At 54.4% G+C, this 24,227-nt stretch carries 22 protein-coding genes and 1 pseudogene; 7 read left to right on the top strand and 16 right to left on the bottom strand.

The features are described from left to right. The first annotated feature begins 824 nt into the window (after positions 1-824). Complete coding sequence (locus tag KVT34_RS02425; RefSeq protein ID WP_217556494.1) at positions 825-1,535, top strand: collagen-like protein; 711 nt, start codon at positions 825-827, stop codon at positions 1,533-1,535. Between the two features lie 70 nt (positions 1,536-1,605). Here the strand turns inward: KVT34_RS02425 and KVT34_RS02420 are convergent, their stop codons facing one another. The 5 genes from KVT34_RS02420 to KVT34_RS02400 all read right to left on the bottom strand — a co-directional run bounded on the left by KVT34_RS02420 (position 1,606) and on the right by KVT34_RS02400 (position 7,139). After that, positions 1,606-2,592: an aromatic acid exporter family protein gene (locus KVT34_RS02420; protein WP_217556493.1), complete on the bottom strand. Its 987-nt coding sequence runs from the start codon at positions 2,590-2,592 to the stop codon at positions 1,606-1,608. Between the two features lie 109 nt (positions 2,593-2,701). Next, on the bottom strand, positions 2,702-3,586 hold the full coding sequence (locus KVT34_RS02415) for an ABC transporter permease (RefSeq protein WP_217556491.1): 885 nt from the start codon (positions 3,584-3,586) through the stop codon (positions 2,702-2,704). Beyond that, positions 3,583-4,374 (bottom strand): ABC transporter ATP-binding protein, encoded by a 792-nt coding sequence (locus tag KVT34_RS02410; RefSeq protein ID WP_217556489.1) that lies wholly within the window; start codon positions 4,372-4,374, stop codon positions 3,583-3,585. The genes KVT34_RS02415 and KVT34_RS02410 overlap by 4 nt, the downstream gene beginning before the upstream one ends. Before the next feature lie 84 nt (positions 4,375-4,458). Then, on the bottom strand, positions 4,459-5,466 hold the full coding sequence (locus KVT34_RS02405; RefSeq protein WP_217556488.1) for an ABC transporter substrate-binding protein: 1,008 nt from the start codon (positions 5,464-5,466) through the stop codon (positions 4,459-4,461). 152 nt (positions 5,467-5,618) lie between these two features. Continuing rightward, positions 5,619-7,139: a carboxypeptidase M32 gene (locus KVT34_RS02400; protein ID WP_217556487.1), complete on the bottom strand. Its 1,521-nt coding sequence runs from the start codon at positions 7,137-7,139 to the stop codon at positions 5,619-5,621. Between the two features lie 110 nt (positions 7,140-7,249). On the opposite strand from KVT34_RS02400, the gene KVT34_RS02395 reads away from it, so the two are divergent. Both KVT34_RS02395 and KVT34_RS02390 read left to right on the top strand, forming a co-directional pair. Next, complete coding sequence (locus tag KVT34_RS02395) at positions 7,250-7,573, top strand: iron-sulfur cluster biosynthesis family protein (RefSeq protein ID WP_217556486.1); 324 nt, start codon at positions 7,250-7,252, stop codon at positions 7,571-7,573. A gap of 66 nt (positions 7,574-7,639) precedes the next feature. Next, the gene (locus KVT34_RS02390) at positions 7,640-8,242 is read left to right on the top strand and encodes a beta-class carbonic anhydrase (protein ID WP_217556485.1); all 603 of its coding nucleotides are present in this window, start codon (positions 7,640-7,642) and stop codon (positions 8,240-8,242) included. 137 nt (positions 8,243-8,379) lie between these two features. Here the strand turns inward: KVT34_RS02390 and KVT34_RS02385 are convergent, their stop codons facing one another. The 9 genes from KVT34_RS02385 to KVT34_RS02345 form a co-directional block, all read right to left on the bottom strand. After that, complete coding sequence (locus KVT34_RS02385; protein WP_217556484.1) at positions 8,380-9,576, bottom strand: MFS transporter; 1,197 nt, start codon at positions 9,574-9,576, stop codon at positions 8,380-8,382. 268 nt (positions 9,577-9,844) lie between these two features. After that, on the bottom strand, positions 9,845-12,124 hold the full coding sequence (locus tag KVT34_RS02380; RefSeq protein ID WP_217556483.1) for a hypothetical protein: 2,280 nt from the start codon (positions 12,122-12,124) through the stop codon (positions 9,845-9,847). A gap of 32 nt (positions 12,125-12,156) precedes the next feature. Next, a complete protein-coding gene (locus KVT34_RS02375; RefSeq protein ID WP_217556482.1) occupies positions 12,157-13,335 on the bottom strand; it encodes an ABC transporter permease in 1,179 nt (392 codons plus the stop codon). Continuing rightward, on the bottom strand, positions 13,332-14,042 hold the full coding sequence (locus tag KVT34_RS02370) for an ABC transporter ATP-binding protein (RefSeq protein WP_302694946.1): 711 nt from the start codon (positions 14,040-14,042) through the stop codon (positions 13,332-13,334). The genes KVT34_RS02375 and KVT34_RS02370 overlap by 4 nt, the downstream gene beginning before the upstream one ends. A gap of 27 nt (positions 14,043-14,069) precedes the next feature. Beyond that, positions 14,070-15,779, bottom strand: a complete 1,710-nt coding sequence (locus tag KVT34_RS02365; RefSeq protein WP_217556480.1) for a permuted SH3 domain-containing protein — start codon at positions 15,777-15,779, stop codon at positions 14,070-14,072. Positions 15,780-15,782: 3 nt separating this feature from the next. Next, positions 15,783-16,472 carry a hypothetical protein gene (locus tag KVT34_RS02360; RefSeq protein WP_217556478.1) on the bottom strand — a complete coding sequence of 230 codons (690 nt, stop codon included), beginning with the start codon at positions 16,470-16,472 and terminating at the stop codon, positions 15,783-15,785. Between the two features lie 164 nt (positions 16,473-16,636). Beyond that, positions 16,637-18,166, bottom strand: a complete 1,530-nt coding sequence (locus KVT34_RS02355) for a sensor histidine kinase (protein ID WP_217556476.1) — start codon at positions 18,164-18,166, stop codon at positions 16,637-16,639. Then, positions 18,153-18,881: a response regulator transcription factor gene (locus tag KVT34_RS02350; RefSeq protein WP_217556475.1), complete on the bottom strand. Its 729-nt coding sequence runs from the start codon at positions 18,879-18,881 to the stop codon at positions 18,153-18,155. The genes KVT34_RS02355 and KVT34_RS02350 overlap by 14 nt, the downstream gene beginning before the upstream one ends. Next, on the bottom strand, positions 18,878-19,420 hold the full coding sequence (locus KVT34_RS02345; protein WP_217556474.1) for a DUF309 domain-containing protein: 543 nt from the start codon (positions 19,418-19,420) through the stop codon (positions 18,878-18,880). Before KVT34_RS02345 ends, KVT34_RS02350 begins: the two co-directional genes overlap by 4 nt. 233 nt (positions 19,421-19,653) lie before the next feature. On the opposite strand from KVT34_RS02345, the gene KVT34_RS02340 reads away from it, so the two are divergent. The 4 genes from KVT34_RS02340 (at position 19,654) to KVT34_RS02325 (ending at position 22,764) form a co-directional block, all read left to right on the top strand. Beyond that, positions 19,654-19,812: a DUF1540 domain-containing protein gene (locus KVT34_RS02340; RefSeq protein ID WP_217556473.1), complete on the top strand. Its 159-nt coding sequence runs from the start codon at positions 19,654-19,656 to the stop codon at positions 19,810-19,812. 212 nt (positions 19,813-20,024) lie between these two features. After that, positions 20,025-20,456, top strand: a complete 432-nt coding sequence (locus KVT34_RS02335; protein ID WP_174446790.1) for a hypothetical protein — start codon at positions 20,025-20,027, stop codon at positions 20,454-20,456. Further along, on the top strand, positions 20,453-20,728 hold the full coding sequence (locus KVT34_RS02330; protein ID WP_009674362.1) for a DUF2653 family protein: 276 nt from the start codon (positions 20,453-20,455) through the stop codon (positions 20,726-20,728). The genes KVT34_RS02335 and KVT34_RS02330 overlap by 4 nt, the downstream gene beginning before the upstream one ends. Positions 20,729-20,862: 134 nt before the next feature. Further along, positions 20,863-22,764: a glycosyl hydrolase family 18 protein gene (locus tag KVT34_RS02325; RefSeq protein ID WP_217556472.1), complete on the top strand. Its 1,902-nt coding sequence runs from the start codon at positions 20,863-20,865 to the stop codon at positions 22,762-22,764. 110 nt (positions 22,765-22,874) lie between these two features. Here the strand turns inward: KVT34_RS02325 and KVT34_RS02320 are convergent. Continuing rightward, positions 22,875-23,000: pseudogene (locus KVT34_RS02320) on the bottom strand (DUF255 domain-containing protein); the annotation flags it as partial. Between the two features lie 17 nt (positions 23,001-23,017). Next, a complete protein-coding gene (locus tag KVT34_RS02315; RefSeq protein WP_217556471.1) occupies positions 23,018-23,614 on the bottom strand; it encodes a hypothetical protein in 597 nt (198 codons plus the stop codon). Positions 23,615-24,227 lie beyond the last annotated feature (613 nt).

The raw sequence follows: 24,227 nt of genomic DNA, 5'->3' as shown, positions 1-24,227 counted from the left end.
TTCGTTCCGCTTCACGAATCGAGCTTTGGCCGTGCCGTGTTTCCACTGCCATAAGCCCCCAAACCATCGACAGCCATTCCTCATGGCACTTAGATCGGCTGCTTTATCCGCTGCGAACGGAATCGTTACCGCGGATAAAAAGAACCCCGCACGAAGATTCTTCAAAGCCTTCCGAAACCATGCTCAAAGCAAGCGGCCCGGTTGCGCGGAACTTCTTTATGCGCTACGGCTCTTTATTGAAGCTGATGCAGCCCCCGCACGATGGGTTCATCGGTTAGCGACATCCTCCTTCGCAAAGACACCTGTGCAGCCCTCTCCCACCAGGAGGACATTCGCCTTACTAAGAGATGTTGTACCGGAAATACCAAAACTTGCGTTATTGCTCTTTTCTTTGGATTATCGAAGCTCCGGCCTGACGGGCGATCCGCAAACGGGTCCACGATTCGATGTTTCGAATGCGTTTATTCATAAAATCAGTAACGAATAGAGTGGCTAAAAAGAGATTCGAGGGAGACAAACTGCTTCATCGCGGGATATTTATGCCTGTTACCGTATAAAGCAGGGATCTGAGTCTGACATCTTACGGGTTTAGTGAATCTTTTGAATAAAAAAAGCCCCTAAAAGGGGCCTTGAATAGTGAGGCATCTCATTGTCCACTATCACTTTATGAAACCTATAAAATTTTGACTGGACTTAATTGATAGACACTAAACGGCTGCCTCTCCGCGTTAACCTCTTTTTCCGACAATAGGTTATAGTCCTTTCAACCCTTAGATACCTGTCATAGGATGATCTTGTATTAAACATTCCGAGGAGGTATCTTAATGAGTTGTCCACACAAAAAGAGATGTCATAAAAAAACGGTTATCGTGTGTAAGCCGAAAAGAAAAAAGAAAGTTGTTATTGTAAAAAAGAAAATCGTAAGAGTATCCTGTCCCCCGCCTACCGTAAACGTAACGCCTGTTCCTGGACCGCAAGGACCGCAAGGACTCCCCGGTGCCCAAGGTCCGCAAGGACCGCAGGGAATCCAAGGTCCTGCCGGACCTCAAGGACCCCAGGGACCCCAGGGACCCGCAGGCGGAATTTCATCGTTTGCCTTTTTGTGCAGCACAGAGGCGCAGACGATAGCCGCTGCACCCACACCGGGGGGGCAAGGCGGGGCCGTATCCTTTAACGGCTTCGTCATCAATGCGACAGCCGTCACATTCGCACCTCCGTCCAGCATTGTCATAAACGAGAGCGGATTTTATAAAATAACGTATGAGGTGTTCCCTACACCCGGAAATAACGCTTTCGGCTTGTTCTTTGACCCGGATGGTGCCGGTCCGCTCCCTCCAGCTTTAGTCCCATGCAGCAACTACGGAACCAATGCCGGAAACAACCCCTACCCCGGGCAGGTTGTCGTTCAATTAACGGCCGGTGGAGTATTGACCTTAAACCGGATCGATAATACGGGCGCGTTGACTTTACAAAACGCAATCGGCGGAGGAACACCGACGGTAAGCGCTTCTCTTTCAATCGAGAAACTGGCATAGTCTTCATTTCAACGATATAAAAAGCCCCGGGCCGTCTGGTTCGGGGGAGTCGCCTAGGGCAACAACATGATCAGGAGCGCGCGGATGCGGGCTTCTGTTTTTTTTGCTTTTTGGCGATGTTCAAATAATGGCTCAGCTCGCGGGTCAACTGCTGGAGGGCCGCTCTCGCCTCGAATTCTGAAAGCGTCTGCGGCAGCGTCTCCATCTTGAAGTTCGCCTGCAGGGCGGCCAGCTTTTTCTCTGAGCGTCCGGTGTAATAGTCTACTTTGCAGTCTTTGCTAAGCTCTTCGAAAATCGAAGCAAGACTTTCCCCGAGAGGCAGCTCCTTACTGACCTGGGACACCAGCAGCGCCATCCGCTGAAGGGATTCGAACTGCTCGTTGCGCATGTAAAAATAGAGCTGCATGTCCGTATACGTATGCGTGCCGAAAAGCAGCGCGTTCTCAAGCGACCGGCTTGCCGTTTCGGTTCCCGTTTTCAGCACATCGTCCAGCTCGAGAAGTTCCTTGCCGTTCCAGACGACGGTCGTATCCCTCAGATGTTCGGCAATATGCAGAAATACATCCGAGAAAAGTCTCTCGACTTTGGACCGGTAAAATTCGATTTCTTTGTCCGCTTTGGGCATATACGAAATGTTGATCAGCGTGGCGCTTCCCAGCCCGACGATAAGAAGGATGATTTCATTTAAAATAAGCGGAGCGCTGATCGCCTGTGCATTATAGATGTGAAAAATGGTTACGGAAGCCGTAACCGCTCCGTCGCTCAGCTTGATCCGGTGCAGGACCGGGAAAACGATAAGTACGAACAAACTGAGCACCCAAACGCGGAAGCCGAGCAGGCCGAACAGGACGGATGCGAAAAGAACGGCCAGAATGGAAGCCGCAATCCGCTGAAAAGCGTTGTTGATGCCTCTGCGCTTCGTTACCTGAATGCCCAAAATAGCAAGAAGCCCTGCGGAATTCGGGCTGGTTAAGCCGATCCACCGGGCCAAGGTAATCGATACGATGACGGCCAAAGCCGTTTTTAAGACGCGAATGCCGATGAAAGGAATGTTCATAGATGTTTGCTCCGTCGAGTGAATTTTTTCTGCTTCGATTATTCCATGTTCGGCGATATTGTTCAAGTCCACCGGTCACAAGAGCCGGCATGTTACGCTTCTATCAGACTTACCGGCGGGACATCAATTTATTCTCCAGGTAGACGACGGCCTGATACATAAAGGTCGCGACGATCGCGATGACGACCAGACTTGCTATGACGAGCGTGAAATTGAACACCTGGAAACCGTACACGATGAGGTAGCCGAGTCCCATCTTGGAAACCAGGAACTCGCCGACGATGACCCCGACCCAGGCGAGGCCGACGTTCGCTTTCAACGTTGCCACGATCGTGGGGAAAGAGGCGGGAAGGATCACCTTGCGGAAGACCTCGCCTCGGCTCCCCCCGAAGATCCGGACGACTTTCACGTAATTGTCGTCGACTTCCTTGAAGCTCCCGTATACCACAAGCGTCGTAATGATGACCGTCACCGAAAGCGTCGTCGCGATAATGGACAGCATCCCGGGACCGAAGCCGACGATAAACAGCGGACCCAGCGCCACTTTCGGCATGCTGTTCAGCACGACGATGTACGGATCGAGCACGCGCGACAGGAAAGGCGACCACCAGAGCAGCATCGCCAGCGCCGTCCCGAAAAGCGTGCCGAGCACGAAGCCGACAACCGTCTCATAGACGGTGTATCCCGTGTGGGGAAAAATGGATCCGTCCGCAATTTTGGAAGCCAGGAGAACAAACACTTTGCTCGGATAGCTGAACAGCAGCACATCGATCCATTTCAGGCGGCCCGCGGCTTCCCATATGCCCAGGCCGATCACGAGGATAAGCAGTTGGGTGACACGGACCCGAACCGCAACTTTGCGTTTGGTCTCCAGGTGAGCCGCATGGATAGCATCCGCAAGCGTTCTGCCGTCCGTATGCTCCCGGCCTTGCACCTGTGCGTGGATACCGGCTTCTTGATTCTGCGGAGTTTCATTTGCCGGATGATGGTTCACGTTTCCGCCTCCTTTCCGCCCATACGCTCGAATTCCTGCCATATCTCGTGGAAAAGCTCGTGAAATCCCGGCTTTTCTCTCGCTTCGACAGGCAGCGTCCGCCGGATGTGCTCAGGCACGGCAATCTCCCGCCGAATCCGGCCCGGGTGCGGTTCAAGCAGGATAATCCGGTCGCTCATCGCGATGGCTTCCGTGATATCATGCGTGACGAGCAGCGCCGTTTTGCCCCGTGAACGGAGCGTCTGCACGACGAGATCCTCCAGCTGCAGCTTAGTCTGGTAATCGAGCGCGGAGAACGGCTCATCCAGAAGCAACAGCTCGGGCTTCGCGGCCAGCGTCCGGACGAGAGCGACGCGCTGCCTCATTCCGCCCGACAACTGGGCGGGCCGGTAATCGCGGAATGCGGCAAGCCCCATCTCCTCCAGGAGATGATCGACGTACGCCTCCGTTTCCTTGTTCAGCCTGCCCAGCAGCTCGAGTCCGATGACGGCATTGCCGTAAATCGTCCTCCACGGAAACAGGTAATCCTGCTGAAGCATATACCCGACCCGGGAAGTAGGGGAAACGATTTCCCGGCCGTTAATCAGCACCTGCCCCCGGGTGGGCCGGATCAAACCGGCGATGATGGACAAAAGCGTCGTTTTGCCGCATCCGCTCGGGCCAAGCAGGCTGACGAACTCGCCGGGGCGGATCGTCAGCCCGATATTTTCCAGTGCCGGGTTCGCCTGGGCGTCCGACACGTACACATGCGTCATGCCGTTAACTTGAACCGTGGCCGCTGTATCCATGACCGCATCCCTCCTTATCCGCTTGCATGAGAAAGGCCACCCGGCCAGAGCCGGCAGCCGCGGCATTAGGCAGGCCATGCCTGCTCACTTCGCGTTCACCTTGGCTTTCTCGGCAAAACTGTTGTCCACCAGCTTGCTCCAATCGGCCTTCGTTTTCAGCTCACCCGCCTGAGTCATGACGTCCTGGAGGTTGCTCCATTCCGCTTCGTCTATGATGGGATCGGCCGAGTAGGTGTTCTGATCTTTATACCGTTTCACCACGCTTCTCACGATTTCCGGATCGGTATCCTTAAAATAAGGCAGAACCGCATCCGCGATTTCGTTAATGCTTTTCGAGTGCATCCAGTTCTGGGCCCGCTGTACGGCATTCGTAAACTTCTGGACCGCGTTCGGGTTTTTCTTGATAAAACTTTGTTTCGCCATGTAAACGGTGTACGGCAGTTTGCCGCTTTCGACGCCGAACGAGGCCAGCACGTATCCTCTTCCCTCTTTCTCGAATACAGATGCCTGAGGCTCGAAAAGCTGGACATATTCCCCGGTGCCGGAAGAAAAAGCGGAAGCGATGTTCGCAAAATCGACATTCTGGATCAGGTTTAGGTCCTTTTGAGGGTCAATGCCGTGCTTCCGCAGCGCAAATTCGCCGGCCATTTGCGGCATTCCGCCCTTGCGCTGGCCGAGGAAGGTTTCTCCCTTAAGAGAGTTCCAATCGAAATCTCCGGCCGGTTTCGTGCGCGATACGAGAAAGGTGCCGTCCGTCTGTGTAAGCTGGGCAAAATTGATGACGGGATCGTCGCTTCCCTGCTGATGCACGTAAATCGACGTTTCCGATCCGACCAGCGCCACGTCGATGCCGCCGGAGAGCAGCGCGGTCATCGTTTTGTCCCCTCCGGCCGTAGTGGTCAGGTCCACTTCCAGTCCCTCGTCCTTGAAAAAGCCTTGCGAAAGCGCGACATATTGAGGCGCGTAAAAGATCGATCTCGTGACTTCACCGATACGGATTTTGCTGACTTCTTCCTGTTTCGAGCAGCCCGGCAGAACCAATCCCGCCAACAGCACCGACAGCAGGAGGAAGACGATAGATCTTCGTTTCATGGCGTCTCCTCCATTCTTCTTGATTGCTATCAGCTTATGCACAAGCAGGCGGGCGGGTTAACGGGCGGAAGGCCCTCCACGCAAAAAAAACGCCCCGAAAGGCGGTGGCCGAAGCGGCCAACGTCATCCGGGGCGTTTTTTTACAACTTCTATCAGCTTAAGCCGTAAAGCGGCTTATATTTGTCCTTGAGATAATCCACCAGATACTGCGGATTGAGATCTTCGCCCGTCACGCGGCGGACGATCTCGTTAGGCGTCTGGGATTTGCCGTAGCGGTAAATGTTCTCGACCAGGAACTGTTTGATCGGAGCAAAATCGCCTTTGACCAGCAGCTCGTCAAACGCCGGAATTTCTTTGCGCAGCGTGTTGGTGAACTGGGCGGCGTACATGTTTCCGAGCGCATAAGACGGGAAGTACCCGAAGGAACCGCCGGCCCAGTGCACATCCTGAAGCACGCCTTCCGCGTTCGTGTCCGCCTCGATGCCCAGGTACTCGCGGTATTTCGCGTTCCAGGCTTCGGGCAGATCGGCGACCTTGAGCTCACCGCTGAACAGCGCTTTTTCAAGCTCGTAGCGGATCATGATGTGGAGATTGTAGGTCAGTTCATCGGCTTCAATCCGGATCAGCGAAGGCTCGGTATGGTTAATCGCTCGGTAAAACGCCTCTTCGCTCACCTTGTCGAACTGTCCGGGGAAGGTCCGCTGCAGATCGGCGTAATAGCGGGACCAGAACTCGCGGCTTCTTCCTACCATATTCTCCCAGAAACGGGATTGTGACTCGTGAATGCCCATCGACGTTCCCGTGCACAGATTCGTTCCGATCAAATCTTCCGAAATGTTCTGCTCATAGAGCGCATGCCCGCACTCGTGAATCGTACCGAAGAGCGCGCTTGTCGCGTCTTCAGGCAGATAACGGGTCGTGATGCGGACATCGCCCGGATTCAGGCCGGTCGCGAACGGATGCACGGTCTCGTCCAGACGTCCCGCTTCAAAGTCGTAGCCCAGTTCCTTTAAGATGAACAACGAGAAATGCTTCTGCTTCTCTTTGTCGAACGTCTGGCGCAGGAATGAACGGTCCGGCTGCGGCGCTTTCTTGATTTCGGCCAGGAGAGGCACCACTTCGCTGCGAAGAGCCCCGAACACTTCGTCCAGCTTCTCGACGGTCATGCCGGGTTCGTACATATCGAGAAGGGTATTGTATTTATGCCCTTTGTAGCCCCAAAGCTCGACGAATTCCAGGTTCGTCTCCACGATTTTTTCCAGGTAAGGCTGGAACATGGCGAAATCGTTCTTTTCCTTCGCCTCTTCCCATGCGCTTTCCGCTTTGGAGGTCAGCACGACGTAGTCCTGGTATTTTTCAGGCGGAATTTTTTTGCTGCGGTCAAATTCCTTCTTGGCTTCCTGAACGATGCGCCGGTTCGTTTCGTCAAGCTCCTCGATGCGCGCCGCATTGGAGAAGAAATCCAGGTATTCGCCCATTTGGTCGGATACCGATAACCGGAACGCTTCGGTGGACAGCTCGCCGATAACTTCGGAACGTTCGGATGCGCCCTTCTTGGGAGCCCCGGTGCGCAAGTCCCAATAAATGAGGCCGACTGCTTCTTCATAATGTTTGATCTTACGTATGTATTTGCGGAATTCATCCAGTTTGCCCTGATAGTCTGTCTGGCTCATGGTGGATTCTCCTTTCACTAAACAGGTATACTGTCATCATACTTTCTATGCGGGAGATAATCAAATTCTTCCGTTTGTGATACAATTGATAAAAAGGAGGGAGCTTACGAATGTATATTCACTTTAGCGAAGCGGCCGTCGAAGCCCTGACTAACCGTCTGCCCGAAGGCGCGATCCTTAGGCTTTTTTACGATACGGAAGGCTGCGGATGCGCCTTGGCCGGCGTAGCCGCTCTTCACATACAAGCCGTTCATACCGAAGGAGACGTAGAAGCGCAGAGCAATGCGTTCACCGTGCAGTACGATCCTCGCAAAGAAGTTTTCTTCGAGGAGAATCTGTCGGTCGACTATATGCCCCAGCGGGGAACCTATGTCCTGAAAAGCAGCCAGCAGACCTACAATCCGGCCATGAGACTGGTCAACTGCGTGAATTAGCATGAGACGGCCCCCAGGCTGTCTTTGCCATAAAAAGAAACCACACAAAAGAAGCGGAGGATTTATATGAGTTTAATTTCCGAAATTCTAAATTACAATGAAGCGTTTGTGGAATCCAAAGAGTACGAGCAGTATTTGACAACCAAGTTTCCCGATAAACGGATGGTTATCCTGACCTGCATGGACACCCGTCTGGTGGAACTGCTTCCCAAAGCGATGAACCTGCGCAACGGCGACTCCAAAATCATTAAAAATGCCGGCGCTCTCGTCTCCCACCCGTTCGGAAGTATTATGCGGAGCATTATCGTGGCCGTGTACGAGCTGGACGCCGATGAAGTACTCGTAATCGGACACCGCGACTGCGGCATGACCGGCTTGAACTCGGAGAAGGTTCTGAGCAAGGCGCGGGAACGCGGCGTGCAGAACGAAGTGCTGGACACCCTGCACAACTCCGGCATCAACCTCGACAAGTGGCTGACGGGTTTCGAGCAGATCGACGAAGCGGTCATCGGAAGCGTGAACATTATCCGCAATCACCCGCTTCTGCCGAAAAACCTTCCGGTACACGGCCTGGTCATGAACCCACAAACGGGCAAACTCGACCTGCTTACGGAAGGATACGACGCCACCCCCGTAAAAACGAACCCGGAAGAGTTTCCGTTCATTTAATGAACGGGACGTCACTCATCCACCTGGTTACATACAAAAAAACCGCCTTTCGGCGGCAGGCGCTGCAAACGCATTGCGCCCGCCCGAAGGCGGTTTTTTGTACGTACCGGCGGCCGTCCGCTGCCGGACTTCCTGCTTTAGGAAGCTTGCGCGGGATTGCCGGACCCGCCCGTTTTTTTGTAGACGGCTTCGACCACCGCAAGACCGAGCAGATAGAACACGGCGAAGCCGACCGTCATCCAGAGCGCCCAGGAACTGCCCGCCTGATCCATGACATATCCGATCAACGCCGGGAAAACGGCTCCCCCCAGACCCGCCAGGCCGGTAATCAGACTTGTCACAAGCCGGGCGAGACCCGGAAACGTATGATTGGCATACACCATCGTAATCGAATACACGCCGGACAGCAGCAAGCCGAGCGCAATAATCAGGACATACCCGGTCCAGATGTTATGCAGCACGATGAAGGCGGCCAGCACGATCAGGCTGCTTGCCATACTGATAAACAGAAACCGGCTGTAAGTGACCTTCCGGATAATCCAGCCCGTGGCGAGACGCCCCAGAACCATCGCTCCCCAGAACAGACCGACGCTGAGTGCCGCAAGGAAAGGCGCCGCATCCAGGTACGAGATAAAGATGGAAGACAGGAAATTGTTCATGCTTCCTTCGATTCCGCAGTACATAAAAATCATAAAGCCGAAGAAAACGAGCAGCAGCCATTTCAGGCGGGCCGAAATGTTTTCGGGCGGCGCCATGTTGCTTGCGTCCTTCGCGGCGTTTTCGTCGAGGTCCGTTTTGGAGTAGGTAATAACGACCCACACTCCCGTCATCGCAAGGGCCATGACTCCCGTAACCACGAACGAGTATCTCCACAAATCCACCGAGATCAGCAGGCTGGAAATGACGGGCATCAGCAGGGCCCCCAGGCCGAACGAGACTTCCAGGTAGCTCATCACAACCGCCCGGCGCTTCACAAAAACCTCCATCATGAGCGTCGCCACAATCGTTTCGACGGCAGCCGTTCCGAGGCAATTCGTAAAATTGATCGCCAGCAGAGCCGAAAACGGCGGAAGCGACCACATCATAAACTGGGAACCCGCAATAATCAGACACGCCAGCGCCAAGATCTGCTTTTCGCTAAAGCGGTTTAACAAAAGAGTCGCCACCGGCACTCCGACCAGAAATCCGATAGATCCCCAGAAAACAAGCTGGCCTCCCATTGTGTAAGTGACCTCGTAATGCCGTAAAATTTGCGGCAGCACGGAACCGATCGTCGTGATAACCAATCCCGCCAGAAAGTACATGACATAGGATGCCTGTGCAAAACGTTTCAACTCCGACTCACTCCTCTATCGACAGGACCAGCTATCCGCTGAGCGCCCGAATCGTATTCTGTATAAGTGCCCGCATCCCTGCTTTCCGGATTTACGCGTCCCCTCTATGCTAGTAAAGGAAGCGGAATTTTACAACGTTAATTTTTATTTAACAATATATAATTGAAAAAAGTCTTTATGAGATCACTCCAGAAAGTTTTTTTTCTTTCAAAAAAAAAAAAAAACGCCGCTTGTCGGCGGCGTTTTTTCGTGATTTCATTTGCGGCGGTCAGCCCTGGATCGTTTTGATCAGACGTCTCACGGGACCGTTCGGAGTTTCAATCACTTCGTAGATATTAAAATGGGCGCCCGAGCTGAACTGCTCCGATTTGACATCGTTAAAGAAGAACGTCTGCTTGCCGGATACGAGGCGGCCGGTGCCCAGGAACGGAACCGTCTGACTGGCCAGAGAGCGGTTGTCGGGATCAAGCAGTTCGATCTCCATTTTGGAGAAATTCGAATCCACGATCACCTGCTCTTTGCGTGTAATCGTCATATCCAGTGTCAGTTTATACGTATACTGAGCATCGGTCTTCGTGCTGTAAGTCCAGCCGACCGTGGAATCGTTAAACGCAACCTCAAACGGATAGAACGATACCGGCCCGTTCTCCGCCTCCGCCTGGTAGGCGACCTTGTAGGAACCGAGCGACATCTTGTTGGCGTCCGTGACCGTCATGGCGAGCGTTTCCGTCTTGTCCGACGGCGGGATCATGTAGGAGTAGCTCACCACCGCGGATGTACCCGGAAGAATGCTTGCGGTTGCCGACGACTGGCGAGCGCCCGCGTAGACGAGCCCGTCCGGCGTAGTCAGTTCCATGCCGAGCTGCGGCAGATCCAGCGTTTTGCCGGACGTGTTGGTGAACTTGTACTTGGCGACGGCGGTCTGATAGCCGTACTCTTCGTTCTCGTGCTTGTGGAATTCCACAAGCGAAACGCCGAGCCCCGCTTCCAGCGCTCCATTCGGAAGCGGCAGCTTCTCGCCAAGGGTGTACGGCCGGGCGGCCGCATATTCGCCGCCCTTGCCGGATTCCGCCTTGGCGAGGGACAGCGCGGCCGCCGGCACGTAGCCGGTCGAGCCGGCGGACGTGTTCTTGCCGGAGCCGGACGATGATGCGGCTGCGGAGGAAGAGTCCGCCGAGGCGGCCGCTTTGTCCGCGGAAGAGGCCGCGCTGCCCGCGGTCGTCCCGGCGGACGACGCGGTTGCCTTCGCGCCCGAGGCGGACGTGCCCGGCGTACCGGATGCGGCTGCCGAGCCGGTTGATCCGCCGCCGCTCTCGGGCGCGGTCTCCGCCGACGACTCCTTCGCGAGCAGCAGAAGCTCGATCGCGTGTTTGGAGACGCCCGCCGGCAGAGACGCGGTGTAGCGGTACGACGCCGATTCGCCCGGAGCGAGAAAAGCCAAGGCCGGCTTCGCGTCGATCACGCCGTCGACGGTTGCGCGGCTGCCGAACTGGTACACCGCGGACAAATCCGGCAGCCGGACGTACTCCTTGGCCGTGTTGCGGAATTCGACTACGGTCTGCACGGTCGTCCCGTCGGTTTTGGCGTTGACCACCGCGCTGCGGTACGTCAGTTCAAGCCCGTCGCCGTAAACGTAAGGGATGGTGTCCCCCACGCCCACGGCAGTCGTTTCATCCGGAACCGGCACAGTCCCGATCGTGAAGGCGCCTCCGCTGTTTTTCGCGCCGAGGACGAGCTTCAAGGCCGTTCCGGGCGATGCGCTGCCCGCAGCGGATGTTTTCACCGTCAGGACGGCCGGCTCCTGCGGCTCCAGGAGGGTGTCCGCTCCACCGACGACCGCAGCCGTGTAGGTGCGGCCCTTGGCGTCCTGCACGGACAGCAGGACGTTGTCGTTCCACTTGAGGGCTGCCGATCCCTGATTGACAACCGTCAAGTGGGTGTACAGCTCCTGGCCGCTGTCGCGGTTCCAGCGGATGGAGTCCTTCGCCCGGATCGTCAGCACGGCATCCTCGGGCAGCGACGCATCCGCTTCGTTCAGTTGAACCCGGACCGGCTTATCCGGGGCGGGAGCCGCGTCGGCCGCAAGCGGCAGGCTGCCGATGCCCGCTCCCTTCGAGATCCCGTCCGAAGCCCAGCGGTTCAGCGAAAGCTTCAAGGTATCGAGCGAAGCCTGCGAGGAAACCTCGGCCGTATATATGTAGCGTCCCGTCGAATCCGGCCATACCCGGGCGGAGGAAGTTCCGCTGAGCTTAGGCGTGTATCTGCTTCCGTCCGGCGCGTTTACGCTGACCGCAAACGCGTTCAGATCGACGGTTCCGCTTCCTTCATTGTGAAGCAGCAGCGTGAAGTGCAGAGAGCTTTTGCCTGTCCCTTTGGCCAAAGATACGTCTTCGACGGTAAAGTAAACTTTCGGCGATACGAAAATCCCTTCCGCCCCTGCAGAAGCCTTGCCGGTGAACGGGCCAGACCAGCCGGCGGAAGAGATGGCGACAGTGGCTGTGAGTGTGACGAGCAGTTTAGGGAGCTTGTTGCGTTTGTCTTTTTCCACTTCGTTACCTCCTGAGATGAATTCGGGCGGATTTAATCGGAACGCAGCGCGTCGATCGGATGCAGCTTGGACGCTTTGTTCGCCGGATAAAGGCCGAATACGACGCCGACCAGCACCGAGAACGCGAACGCGTACACACAAACGTCCAGCGACAGGCGCAAGGTCTGCTCTTTGGAAAAGAGCGGCCACCCGTACACGATGCCGATGCCGAGCAGAAGACCGAACAGGCCGCCCAGCCCGCTGATGACGGTTGCCTCCACGAGAAACTGAAGCAGAATGCTCCGGCGCTTGGCTCCGATCGATTTGCGGATTCCGATTTCGCGGGTCCTTTCGCTTACGGTGACCAGCATGATGTTCATAATGCCGATGCCCCCTACAAGCAGAGAAATCGCAGCCACGCTGACAAGCTGTTTGGTAAGCGTATCGGTCGCTTTCGTGCTTGCGGCCAGCAGCTCATCCTGATTGATCAGGGTAAATCCGGTATCGGATTTAAATTTGTAAGTCAGATACGACTTCATCGTGTTTTGCGCTTTGTAAATATCATCACGCGTCGGAGCTTCGATATAGGTCGTCCGGATCGTTCCGAGCTGGAACTGGCGGCGCGCCGTCTCCAGCGGCACGAGAATGGAGCTGTCCACGGAGGTGCCGCCGATATTCGAGCCTTTTTCTTTCAACAGCCCGATGACGGTAAAAGGAATGCCTTCAATGCGGATCGTCTCTCCTACCGGATCCAGCCCCCCGAAATACGTTTTGGCAACCTCGCTGCCGATGACCGCCACTTTGCTCCGGAACTCAAGATCCGACGGGCTTAAAAACCGGCCCGAAGCCACATCGGCTTTGACGATGCTCTGGTAACGGTCGTTCGTCCCGATCACATTGGACGTATCCTGCGTGCGGTCCGCTTTGATATGAGCCCCGTTCTTGGTCATCGTGGGCGCGATAGCGCTAATTTCGGGGAAGCCCTCGAACTGCATCAGCTCATTGTAATCCAGCTGAGTGGCGCGGCCCATGCCGTTTACGTTCACGACGAGCAGATTCGTGCCGAGATTTTCGTACTGGGCCTTGATCTTGTCGGTCGTTCCGTTGCCCAGCGCAACGAGCGCGATGACGGAGCAGACGCCGATGATCACACCCAGCATCGTAAGAAACGTACGGAGCGGGCTTCCGGTCACCGTCTTCATCGCCATCCGGATCAGTTCGGTGAATTTCATGAAGGCACCCCCTGCGCCGCCTGCGGCAGGCTCAGCCGGTCTCCCACGATTTCCCCGTCCCGGATCGACACGATACGTTTCGCGCAGTCCGCGATATGCAGATCGTGCGTGATCAGCGCGATGGTATGCCCCTGCCCGTTCAGCTCGAGAATCAGCTCCAGCACTTCCTGCCCGGTCCGCGTATCCAGCGCGCCCGTCGGTTCGTCGGCCAGCAGCAGGGGCGGCGACAAAGTAAGCGAGCGGGCGATGGCCACACGCTGCTGCTGGCCCCCCGACAGTTCGCTGGGCTTGTGGTGTTCCCGCCCCTTCATGCCGAGCTTCTCCAGCACGGCTCTCGCTTTCTCCGCCCGCTGCTTGGCGGGAATGCCCGCATAGATCATCGGCAGCTCCACATTCTCGAAAGCCGACAAACGAGGGAGCAGATTAAACTGCTGAAAAATAAATCCGATCTTGCGGTTGCGCAGTTCAGACAACTGATTGTCCGATAATCGCTCGGTCTGGACACCGTCGAGAAAGTAGCTGCCGGTCGTCGGAACGTCCAGGAGACCCAGCGTATTCATCAGCGTGGATTTTCCGGAACCGCTCGGACCTACGATGGCCACAAATTCACCGGCGGCGACCGATAAATCCAGCTTCTTCAGAATCGTCAGCTCCTGGGCGCCTTGGCGGTACACTTTCGTAATGCCCTGAAGTTCAATCATGTTCATGCCAATCACCTCCTTGACCGACCTGCCTTATCTCGTCTGGTTCCCACGCTGGCCTCCGCCGCCTTGGCCCCCCTGGCCCCCTTGACCGCCGCCCGGGAATCCGCCTCCGCCTTGGAAGCCTCCGCTTCCCTGACCGCCCTGACCGCCTTGGTACTGCTGTCTGAGCCGGTCGATCTCCTGCTGGGTCATTTTCGTCTGCTGGGTTTTCTGAGGCACCACGACCTTGTCTCCTTCTTTCAGCCCTTCGGTGATTTCCACCTGGGTCGTACTGCGGATGCCGATCTTCACCTCATGCTGCGCTTCCAGTGTGCCGTCCGCTTTCTTGAGGGTCACGTACCGCTTGCCCTGGCGCGACTGAAGCGCCTCCGGTGACACGTACAGGACACCCGTTTTGTTTTCGATCAAAATATTCGCGGTCGCCGTCATGCCGTATTTCAGCTCGTTTGTATTTTTGACGGCCAAAATCACGTCGTAGAACGTCACCCCGTTGGTCGTCGTGCCCATGCTGGAGATTTGCGTCACTTCGCCTTCGAACTTTTTCCCCTGCAGGGAGTCGACCGATACCTCGGCTTTCATTCCGGTTTTGATCGCATTCAAATCGAGCTCATCCACTTGGATCGGAAGCTGCATCAATTCCATGTTCGCCACGGCGCCGAATTCGAACGCGTTTTTGACCTTCGCTCCGGGCGTCAGGCTTGCCAGAATGTTCTCTTTCGTATTGACGAAATCAGTCGAGAACACGCCGTCAAAAGGGGCCTTTACAACGAGATCGGCCACTTTGTCCCGCGCCTCCTGCACGGCCAGCTTCTGCTGCTCCAGCGCCGCTTCCTTATCGGAAATATCGCTCTGGATCGTATCGTTCTCCAGCACCGCCACGCTGGCCCCCGCCTTAACCACAGTTCCCGACTTGTTCGGAAGCGAAGAAATCGTGCCCTGCACACCCGCTACGACCGGAGCCGATTTGGCATAGTCCAGCGAGCTCTCGGCCACCGCATCCACAGAGACGTTTCCGATCCGTGCGGATGCCTTCACTTTAAGTCCCGCATCAAGCGTGCCGTCATTTTGGATGCGGATCTGCACTTCTAGCGCTTTTCCGCCCTTTCCGTCGGACTTGGCGGTCTTGTTCACGGCGTCTACCTTGCCTGTTTTGGTAATAGAAAATCCGTCGACCGCCAGGTCGATTTCTTCTCCGCTCCGCAGCTGCAAAGCTTCCTCATACGGGAAAAGCACCGTTGCCAGCAGATTGGTCGTATCGTTGACCGTGGCGATCTTTGTATTTTTATTGACGTTCGAACCGACTTCAATATTAGGAGCAAGCACAAGCTGTCCTCCGATTGGAGCGGAGGTGCCCATATTAGCCTGCTGCCGCCGCAGCTCGGCGATTTGTTTCTCGATGTCCGCCTGGGTCATCAGCGCTTTTTGTAAATTATTTTCCAGTGTCGGGCTGCTCAGCTCTACAAGGACATCCCCCGCTTTAACGGGCATATTCCGCGTAAGATGCATCGCTTTAATCGTGGCGTCCGCAGGAGAGACGATCGTCTGTTTTTCTTTCGGCTCGAATTGGGCCGTCCCCGAAACCGTGGAGCGGATATCCCCTTTCTTGACGGCAACCACGACCTCTTGAGCGGCGGCGCCCGCCATCGGCTTTTTAACGGCTCCGAAAGCAAAATAGCCTCCGCCCCCGACCAGCAGAACGCCGGCCAAGCTCATTCCGATTACTTTACCTGACCATTTCATCGTCTATTTGTTCCTCCCTGTGATGGCCGCTGATTTTTGGCGGTTCAACATATGCAGTGTCTGCTGCTCCAGATTTAGTTCCGGCTCTTCCTTAAGCGGCCCGCATTCGGCAGGCCGGAGAGCCGAAGATTCCCCGGCCGCATCTGTTCCTCCGTTAGGAACGCTTCCGTAAAAATTGGGAGCGGTATCGCCGCAGTGCTCCGGGGTTCCTCCGGTTTCGAGGGCGCGCCCTTGTAAACTTCGTTTGGCGTCGTCCGCAAAAACCTTCTCAAACATGTCCCTCTGCTTCCCCGTAAGCAGGTGTTTAGCTTCTTCGCTCTCCTCCTGCGTCATTTCACCGCGGCCGACGCTGTGCTGAAGAATCCCGGCAAGCTGTTCCGCCTGCGCCGGGGTAAGCGAAAAGCCCGCTTCTTTCCCGACCTCGAGCAGCGTTGCGCAAAACAAGACAAGAAGGCGCTCCCTGCTCGTCTGGATGGCAGGTTCCGTATTTTCCGGGCGGTTCCCGCCTTGAAAAGCGGCAGCCCCGTTCGCTTCGTAACCGGGCTGAGAAGCGGATAACGCTTCCGCCACCGGTTCAAGCGTATCCGTATGAGGAGACCAACTGCCCGCAAACGCAAACGTAAGCGTAAACGCGAGAGGCAGCAGGCAGGCCGCCCCTATCCAGCGCAAATGAAGCTTCCCGCGAAAACTCATGGTCCCCTCCCCCAACGCAAAAAATCCTGCCCCGAAGGACAGGATTGGTTTTGACGACGGTCCGGCACTTGCTTTGCCTCGCCGCCCTCTCAACCTGTCCCTATGAACAGGATAAGAAACGGCTTTGATGAAAAGATGCTCGATTTGTAAAAGAAGTGTGAAAATCATCCAGCGGAGGAATCCGGATCTCCGGGTTTTTCGCCCGGATATCCGACCCTTCCGTTTACACGCACAAACTCCACGTAAAAAGAAGTGCCTTCCCCGGGCCGGCTCTGTACCGTAATGCGGCCGTTCATCGCTTCGACCAGATGCTTTACAATCGTCAGGCCGAGTCCGACGCCTTCCGTCGTGCCTCCGCGGGTCCGGTCGACTTTGTGGAACTTCTCCCAGATCCGCTGGATTTCATCCGCCGTCATCCCGATTCCCGTATCGCTCACGGTGAGAACCGCTTTGTCCGCTTTCCCCTCCAGCCGGACCTTAACCGCCCCGCCTTCGGGCGTGAATTGAACCGCATTGTACAGCAAATTGTGCACAATTTGCGCATAGCGGTCGGCGTCGAGACTGGCGAACAGCCCTTCCCCGGCTGGCACGTCGACCCGCTCGGACAGCTCCAGCCGCTTGCGGGCGAAAATCTCCCGCATCACGTCCAGCACTTCCCCGGTCTGAGCTACCATGTCCACCGGCTTCAGCTCGCGCAGTCCGGCTCCGTTCTGGATGCGGGCCAGATCGAGCAGCTCCTGGACGAGCCGCTCCAGACGACGGACCTCCGACTCGCAGATCCGGAAGTAGTGGCCGTACTTGTCCGGCTCGATAATCCCGTCCCGCATGGCGGAGATCAGCCCCCGGAGCGAGGTCAGCGGGGAGCGCAGCTCGTGGGAGACTTGGGCCAGGAACTCCTGGCGAGTGCCTTCCCACTCCTGCAGCCGGTCGACCACGCGGTTGAAGCTCTCCGCCAGCTCGCCCACCTCGTCCTTCGAGGTGACAGGCACACGCAGGGACAAGTCTCCCTGCTCGATGGCCGAGGCCAGCTCGTTCATCTGCTTCAGCGGGGCCGTCATCCGGCGCGAGATGAAATACAGCAGCAGTCCGACGGCCAGCAGCGAGAACAGAAGCGGCAGGAGGATGATCAGCCGGATGACCGAGATCGTCTGCCGTATTTCGGCCACCGGCACCTGGAGGAATACGACGATCGTTTCGCCGCCGATCTGGGCCGGCGCATAGTACGTCAGCAGCGTGTCCATCGGGCGCTTGTCGCCCGGACGCCTCTCGCTCGGCGGCTGGTCGAAGAGGAAGCCCGACTTGCCTTCCAGGCCGCTGCCCAGCGTTTTTTCCAGAGTCGGAGGCAGCTTGAACGTCTCATATTCGGTGGACCCGTTCAGAATAACTCCTTTGTCGTCCACGAGAAAAATACGCCCGTTCACTCCGCGCGCGACGATGCGTGTCGCCATCCGCAGCTCCCGGGTGGACAAGGTTCCTTCCTGGAATGGAGCCAGCAGCTTGGTTACCTCCACGTAGCCTTTTTTCAAAAATTCCTGCTTGTCTTTGTAAAAGAAATTTTGGAAATACATGTTCCAGAACAAGGCCAGTCCCACGAAAAACAGCACGCACACGGCAAGGAACAGAAGAAAGACCCGCAGATACAAACTGCCGAACCGCCCCCGCCAAAACTCCAGAAGGCGCTCAGCCCTTCTCATGCGCCGTCACCTCGAACGAATAGCCGATCCCCCAAAGCGTTTCGATCCGCCATTCGGGATGGCTGCCCAGCTTCTTGCGCAAATTTTTGACGTGGGCATCCACCGTTCTCGTGCCGCCCGGAAAATCGAACGCCCAGACTCCGGCGAGCAGATCGTCCCGCGAAAACACCCTCCCCGCCTTGCTGGCCAGGAAATAGAGAAGCTCCGTCTCCTTCGGCGTCAAATCAATCCGGCTCCCCTCCAGCTCCACCCGGTAACGGGCGAAGTCGATGGTCAGGGCGCCGATGCGGATCGGCAGAGGCAGCGACGGATCGGCCGGCGCGATGGCCGCTTCTTCCGGTTTGCTGCGCCGGAGAACCGCTTTGACCCGCGCGATCAGCTCGCTGGGATCGAAGGGCTTCACGAGATAGTCGTCCGCTCCGACATTGAAGCCCTCCAGCTTGTCAAACGCCTCGCCGCGCGCGGTCAGCATAATGACCGGGACGTCGCAGAGCGGCTTGCTCATGGAGCGGATCGAGCGGCACACGTCGAAGCCGGACCCGTCCGGCAGCATCACGTCGAGGATCACGAGCGACGGATTGTGCTCGCGCAGCAGAGGGAGCACCTCCGCCGCGTGATCCACCAGCAGCGGATGGTACCCGGCATGCTCCAGATAGAGGCGGGCCACTTCGGCGATGTACGGCTCGTCGTCGACGACCGCGATTTTGTCCTTCATTGGTCCTCGCCTCCTTTCCGGCGCAGCTTCCTGGCTTCCAACTGGCGGGCTCTTTCCTCCACGACATCGCTGCGGTCCCGCATCTTGTGGCGGTTGACCAGCATGAGATTGCTTGCGTCGCTCGCCTCTCCCCAACCGAAGCCGCGCAGAGCGCACTCCCGCTTGCACGCTTCCAGCAAGGAAGGATCTTCTACGGGAAGATCCAGATCTTCGTACGGTACCGCATCAAGCTCCGCTTCCCGCACTCTTTGCCGCACCCGGGCAACCAGGTCTTCCCCCGCCAAGCCGAGACCTTTCAAATCTTCCACTTTCAGATAAGCAAGAGAACTGCCCAGCATTTTAACGGCCCCCGCCTTGTTCCCTCTCCGCTGATGGTAAAGGCCGACGGCCACTTGGATCAAACCGACCAACGTTTCCGCATACGGATGGCCCGGGTTTTCCTTCCAGTATTCTTCCAAAATCTCGTGACACTCAAAAAAATCACGATCCCCGTGAAAATGAACCAAATAATTCAGTACTTCTTTCGGATAACGCTCCATAGTCCGCTTCCCCTCATCCCAAATAATCGCCGACATCATGCCTTCTTTTCCATGTTAACCAAAATACGCGGCATCGTCCAACGTCGCCTTAGACGTATATCCCCAGAGACCGGAACATCGTTAAAAAACTTGCCCGAATGCCCGCAAAATTTAAAATTTTCTTGGCCGCGCACGTATAAAACCATGCCAAATACGCCCACCCTAATAAAGCTGGAAAAGGGAGGTGAATCAGCATGGCTAAAGATGTTCTGTGTGAAGTGAATTCCTGCAAACACTGGTCCAACGGAAACAAATGCGCGGCCGAATCGATTTATGTCGTGAGCCACCACGGCAATCAGACCCGTCATTCCGAAGAAACCGACTGCAAAACCTTCGAATCGAAACTGTCCTGATGCTTACCCGAAAAGAGAGGCCTTCCGCGGGCCTCTTTTTTTAGTTCTACAGCCATTGTAACCAATAATGATAATTATTATCAGTGATTGTCGAAATTTTGAGCCTTCCTATAAAATTTTTATAAAAAAGTGAAACCGCCGCCCGCTTCCGTACGTATAGCATGTTTGCAGACGAACCTCGTTCGCATAATTATTTAAGGGGGACATTTATTTTGAAGAAATGGTTGCTTTTAGTTATGGCCTGTATGCTCACGTTTTCGGTGACTATGCCCGGAACCGTCGAGGCCAAGAAGTCGTACAGCTCCACCAAAAAATCGTATACACCATCCACAACCAATAAATCCAACGATACAAACGTGAACAAATCGACACCAAGCAATTCGTCCAAAACGACATCCACCGCTCCGACTCAAAAACGCGGATTTTTCAGCGGCGGTCTGATGAAAGGCCTTCTGATCGGCGGTCTGGCCGGCATGCTCTTCGGCGGATTGTTCGGCGGCATGGGAATGCTCGGCAACGTACTCGGCTTCATGGTCAACATGCTTGCCATCCTGCTCATCGTAATGGTGATCCGCCGCATTGTCGTCTACTTCATGGACAAGCGTAAAGCCGATAAGATGAAGGAGAAGCACAACCTGACATGAAACTGACCGAACAGGAAATCACCAACGCGTTATGCGTCAACATGGCGCAGCGCAAACAGCTCCACCCTTCCCAAGTCGAGGTTGTCCTCATGTGGGACGAGGATCTCGGATTCTCGGCGGAAGTATTTGCGGAAGGCCGCAATCAGATTCTGATCGAGGCTAACATTTATGAGGCCATCATGCAGTATCTGAGCCAGCAGCAAATTCGCGTTTTCCGCGACCAGATCCAGCTCGATCTCGAAGACGAAATCGTCGCTTATATCCACGAATAGACGAAGAGAGTGGAAAAAAAGCCTTTTCCGGCAGAAGCCGGGGAGGCTTTTTCTTTTTTTATGCCGAAAAACGCAACTAAACGGCACGCCTGAACGTCAAATAATAGGAAGATTGATAGAAAGAGGCGTGATAAATGAAAGCAGTGCGTTGGATACTAACAGGAGCCGTCGTCGTCAGTCTTTGCTCCCCCCTGCAGGCTCAGGCGGCGGACAAAACCACGAAATACCGGGTTTACCAGAACAACAAAATCGTAACGGAGCTCTCCGACTACAGTCAGGCCGAGGCCTACGCCAAACAGTTCAAAAATTCCCACGTCGAAGAAATCTCCACCCGCAAGTGGCTTTGGAACAACTTTCCCCGTTATCAGGTGTTTCAATATGATTTTACACAGCCTCAGTGGACGTTTCCTACCCTGGACGCGGCCGTTGCCGAAGCCAGACGCTGGGGGCATGCGAGCGTAAGAGATTTGCAGAGCGGCGGCTGGGTTTGGAACAACTATCCCAAATACCGCGTCTATCAGGGCGACAACACGCAGTCATCGTGGGATTTCACGACGCTGGCTGACGCGACCGCCGAAGCCCGTAAATGGAGGCATGCCCACATCATCGATCTGAGCACGAATAAGTGGGTCTGGGACAATATCAGTGCCGCCGACAAAAGCTCGCTCCGTTCCGGAACGCCTGTCTACCGGGTCTATCAGGATACATATTCGCCGCCCGCCTGGAGCTTCGCTTATCTGGAAGATGCGATCAACGAATCTCTCAAATGGGGAGGTTCCAAAGTCGTCAGAACGACAGACAATACCGTTGTGCATACGAATGAGGCTTCCTACAAAGTGTATCAGAACGATAATTTCCTGAGTGAATTCCAGTCGCTGGACGCGGCCGCGGCATACGCTTCCCGCTGGGCACATAGCGAAATTTCCTATAACGGCAAAATTATCTGGAGCAATTATCCGTATTATCAGGTTTTGCAGAACAATACGCTGATCGGAGATTTTAACACCATTCCCCAGGCGCTGGAGTACGCATCCAAATACTCGAACAGCACGATCCGCACCCTGGACCGCAATGTCATCTGGGATAATCTCCGCAAAATGCAGTACTGGGGCTGGACGGGCTCTTCCGCAGCCTCGACCATCCAAGCGCAAGCATCCGGTACCATCGGCCTTGATGTGGTATCGCCCACCTACTTCCAGCTCGCGGACGCGAGCGGCAAAGTCGACGACAAATCCGAAGCGGCTACGGTCGACTGGCTCAAAAAGCAGGGATTTACCGTGTATCCCCTGATCAACAATCAGTTTAATGCGGAAATGACCTCGGCTTTCTTGGCGAATCCCGCGGCACAGACCGCCTTCATCCGCCAGATCGTCGACAAAGCCGCCGCTTTGAAAGTGGACGGGCTCAATCTCGACTTTGAAAGCCTGAGCGCCAAAGACCGGGCGAGCTACACCGCCTTTGTGAAGCAGTTTGCGGATGCCGCCCACGCGAAAAAATTGAGCGTTTCGGTCGATCTGCCGCGCGGAAGCATCAAATGGAACGACAAAACCGCGTATGATCATGAGAAGCTCGCTTCATACGTGGATTACATTGCCATCATGGCCTATGACCAATACTGGAAAGGCAGCACGGAGCCGGGTTCCGTATCCGGTCTTCCTTGGGCCGAGCAGGGCGTGATCGAATTCCTGAGCTACGGGATTCCGCGCGACAAGCTGATCATGGGCATCCCCTACTATGTCCGTGACTGGACCCTGGATGCCGCAGGCAAGCCTGTAGAGAACAAGGCGATCCTGCTCAAGGACATCCCCGCGCTCATCACGGCCAAGAAAGCCGTTAAAACGTGGGACAACGAGTTCAAGCAGTACCGAGTGGACTATACCGAAGACGGCAAAAAGCACGTGTTCTGGCTGGAAGACAACGACACGGTCAAGCAGCGCCTCGCTATTGCGCGCAAGTACGACCTGGCCGGCGTCGCCGCCTGGCGTCTCGGCTACGATACCCCGCAGCTGTGGGAAATGATGCTGCAGGAGAAATAGAAAAAAAGCTGGCACCTTTGGGTGTCAGCTTTTTTTCGTTAAATCTAAATTCTAGGTAGATATGTTCCATCATTCATTTAGTTACATATGATTTTGGTAGTCAACAACTAGCTGTACCCAATAGATATGAGGACAAATTTATTCTCCTGCTTAGCTTTGGTGAAAGCTTCTTCTGATCAAGGAAACCAGTCTACGGGGTTATAAGGTCTTGAATTGCTGCCAAACGCTGAAAAAATCGTTTCTTAAATTACTACTAACTTTCTTTTGTCAAAGGTATACACTTTATTGGAAATCCAAAAAATATACGTTTTCTATTTTTTAAATTCTCTATATCTATAGCTGTAAGAAATATTTCACTAATATGCTCTGGAACCATTTTGGTATTATTTAACTGTAGGTATTCCTCTGTTCTACGTACTAATAGTGAAAGTTTCATCTTTACCCAAGCATACGCATCCCAATAAGAGTCATCCTGAGTTAAATAGACTGATTTATCAAACGGATTTTCATTTTCTTTAAAAACTTTAACGATTCTAGTTTTGTTACAATCTGGTCTCATATTCCTGGCATATACCGAATAATCCATAGGTAGGTACCCAACATTTATTCGATGTCCCTTTCGGAATCCAAGTATACCTGTATCTTTCAGATTCATCATATTGAATTTATAAAAATGAGAATAGCATCCATAAATGCCCTTATTAATATTGTCTTTCTCTCTAATAATTGAGTAATCATTCCAGTAATCATCGACCTCTAAGTCATAAAAGGACGTTCCCTCTCTTTTTTCTTTTAGATCAAACCCCTCGTCAGCGAACCTTACAATTCTTATAGAATCATTGGACTTCATATCTATTGATCTTCCTTTTTCGTTGTATATGTGCTTGACGTTTTCCTATAACATTTTATTTTCATGAACCCCGCAAGAGGTTGTCTGTTCAAATGCCTCTCTAAAATCCATCACGCAGACCAAGGCTCCGTTAGAAGTCGCTGCTTGTATATTGTTCTTATACCACAGAATCACTTCTCGAACTTGCCTCCATTATTGATTTTCTTCAGCCTATTAATTTAATCATGTTCGCTCAAAACTGGTCTCCGGCCCATATTGAAACATAGCTTTTCCAAGTTACTTCGTAAAAGCATGACAGAAGGTGCGCCTTTGAATTAGGAGTTATGTTGTATTAAATTTATCTTCTAGACTTTAATTCAATTCGAGTATTAAGTTTTCTCTTCCCACCATCGGTTTTAATGTAAAATTCATCTTTACCACTAGAAAAAAGTATTCAGAAGAAAATTAGTGAACAATAACTTCGACAATGTATTTTAACTCCTATAGCTTTCATATTTTCATTATACTTTAACTAATAAAATTGAATAAACTTGGCTTGTATAAGCGGAGATATTTGAGAAAGTTTATTGACCACATCTTTTCTTAATTTGTGATGGCTTGATTTCATTAAATA

It is taken from the genome of Paenibacillus sp. GbtcB18 (assembly GCF_019091125.1).
Classification (GTDB): Bacteria; Bacillota; Bacilli; order Paenibacillales; family NBRC-103111; genus Paenibacillus_F; species Paenibacillus_F chitinolyticus.
Note: the sequence above shows the minus strand (reverse complement) of the source record. Positions and strands in the feature narration are given on the sequence as shown.

Coding starts and splice junctions, on each gene's coding strand:
- KVT34_RS02390 (WP_217556485.1), top strand. CDS start 7,640: ATGAGTTTAATTTCCGAAATTCTAAATTACAATGAAGCGTTTGTGGAA.
- KVT34_RS02365 (WP_217556480.1), bottom strand. CDS start 15,779: ATGAAATGGTCAGGTAAAGTAATCGGAATGAGCTTGGCCGGCGTTCTG.
- KVT34_RS02315 (WP_217556471.1), bottom strand. CDS start 23,614: ATGAAGTCCAATGATTCTATAAGAATTGTAAGGTTCGCTGACGAGGGG.
- KVT34_RS02400 (WP_217556487.1), bottom strand. CDS start 7,139: ATGAGCCAGACAGACTATCAGGGCAAACTGGATGAATTCCGCAAATAC.
- KVT34_RS02395 (WP_217556486.1), top strand. CDS start 7,250: ATGTATATTCACTTTAGCGAAGCGGCCGTCGAAGCCCTGACTAACCGT.
- KVT34_RS02420 (WP_217556493.1), bottom strand. CDS start 2,592: ATGAACATTCCTTTCATCGGCATTCGCGTCTTAAAAACGGCTTTGGCC.
- KVT34_RS02330 (WP_009674362.1), top strand. CDS start 20,453: ATGAAACTGACCGAACAGGAAATCACCAACGCGTTATGCGTCAACATG.
- KVT34_RS02355 (WP_217556476.1), bottom strand. CDS start 18,166: ATGAGAAGGGCTGAGCGCCTTCTGGAGTTTTGGCGGGGGCGGTTCGGC.
- KVT34_RS02370 (WP_302694946.1), bottom strand. CDS start 14,042: ATGAACATGATTGAACTTCAGGGCATTACGAAAGTGTACCGCCAAGGC.
- KVT34_RS02350 (WP_217556475.1), bottom strand. CDS start 18,881: ATGAAGGACAAAATCGCGGTCGTCGACGACGAGCCGTACATCGCCGAA.
- KVT34_RS02425 (WP_217556494.1), top strand. CDS start 825: ATGAGTTGTCCACACAAAAAGAGATGTCATAAAAAAACGGTTATCGTG.
- KVT34_RS02345 (WP_217556474.1), bottom strand. CDS start 19,420: ATGGAGCGTTATCCGAAAGAAGTACTGAATTATTTGGTTCATTTTCAC.
- KVT34_RS02360 (WP_217556478.1), bottom strand. CDS start 16,472: ATGAGTTTTCGCGGGAAGCTTCATTTGCGCTGGATAGGGGCGGCCTGC.
- KVT34_RS02375 (WP_217556482.1), bottom strand. CDS start 13,335: ATGAAATTCACCGAACTGATCCGGATGGCGATGAAGACGGTGACCGGA.
- KVT34_RS02405 (WP_217556488.1), bottom strand. CDS start 5,466: ATGAAACGAAGATCTATCGTCTTCCTCCTGCTGTCGGTGCTGTTGGCG.
- KVT34_RS02410 (WP_217556489.1), bottom strand. CDS start 4,374: ATGGATACAGCGGCCACGGTTCAAGTTAACGGCATGACGCATGTGTAC.
- KVT34_RS02340 (WP_217556473.1), top strand. CDS start 19,654: ATGGCTAAAGATGTTCTGTGTGAAGTGAATTCCTGCAAACACTGGTCC.
- KVT34_RS02325 (WP_217556472.1), top strand. CDS start 20,863: ATGAAAGCAGTGCGTTGGATACTAACAGGAGCCGTCGTCGTCAGTCTT.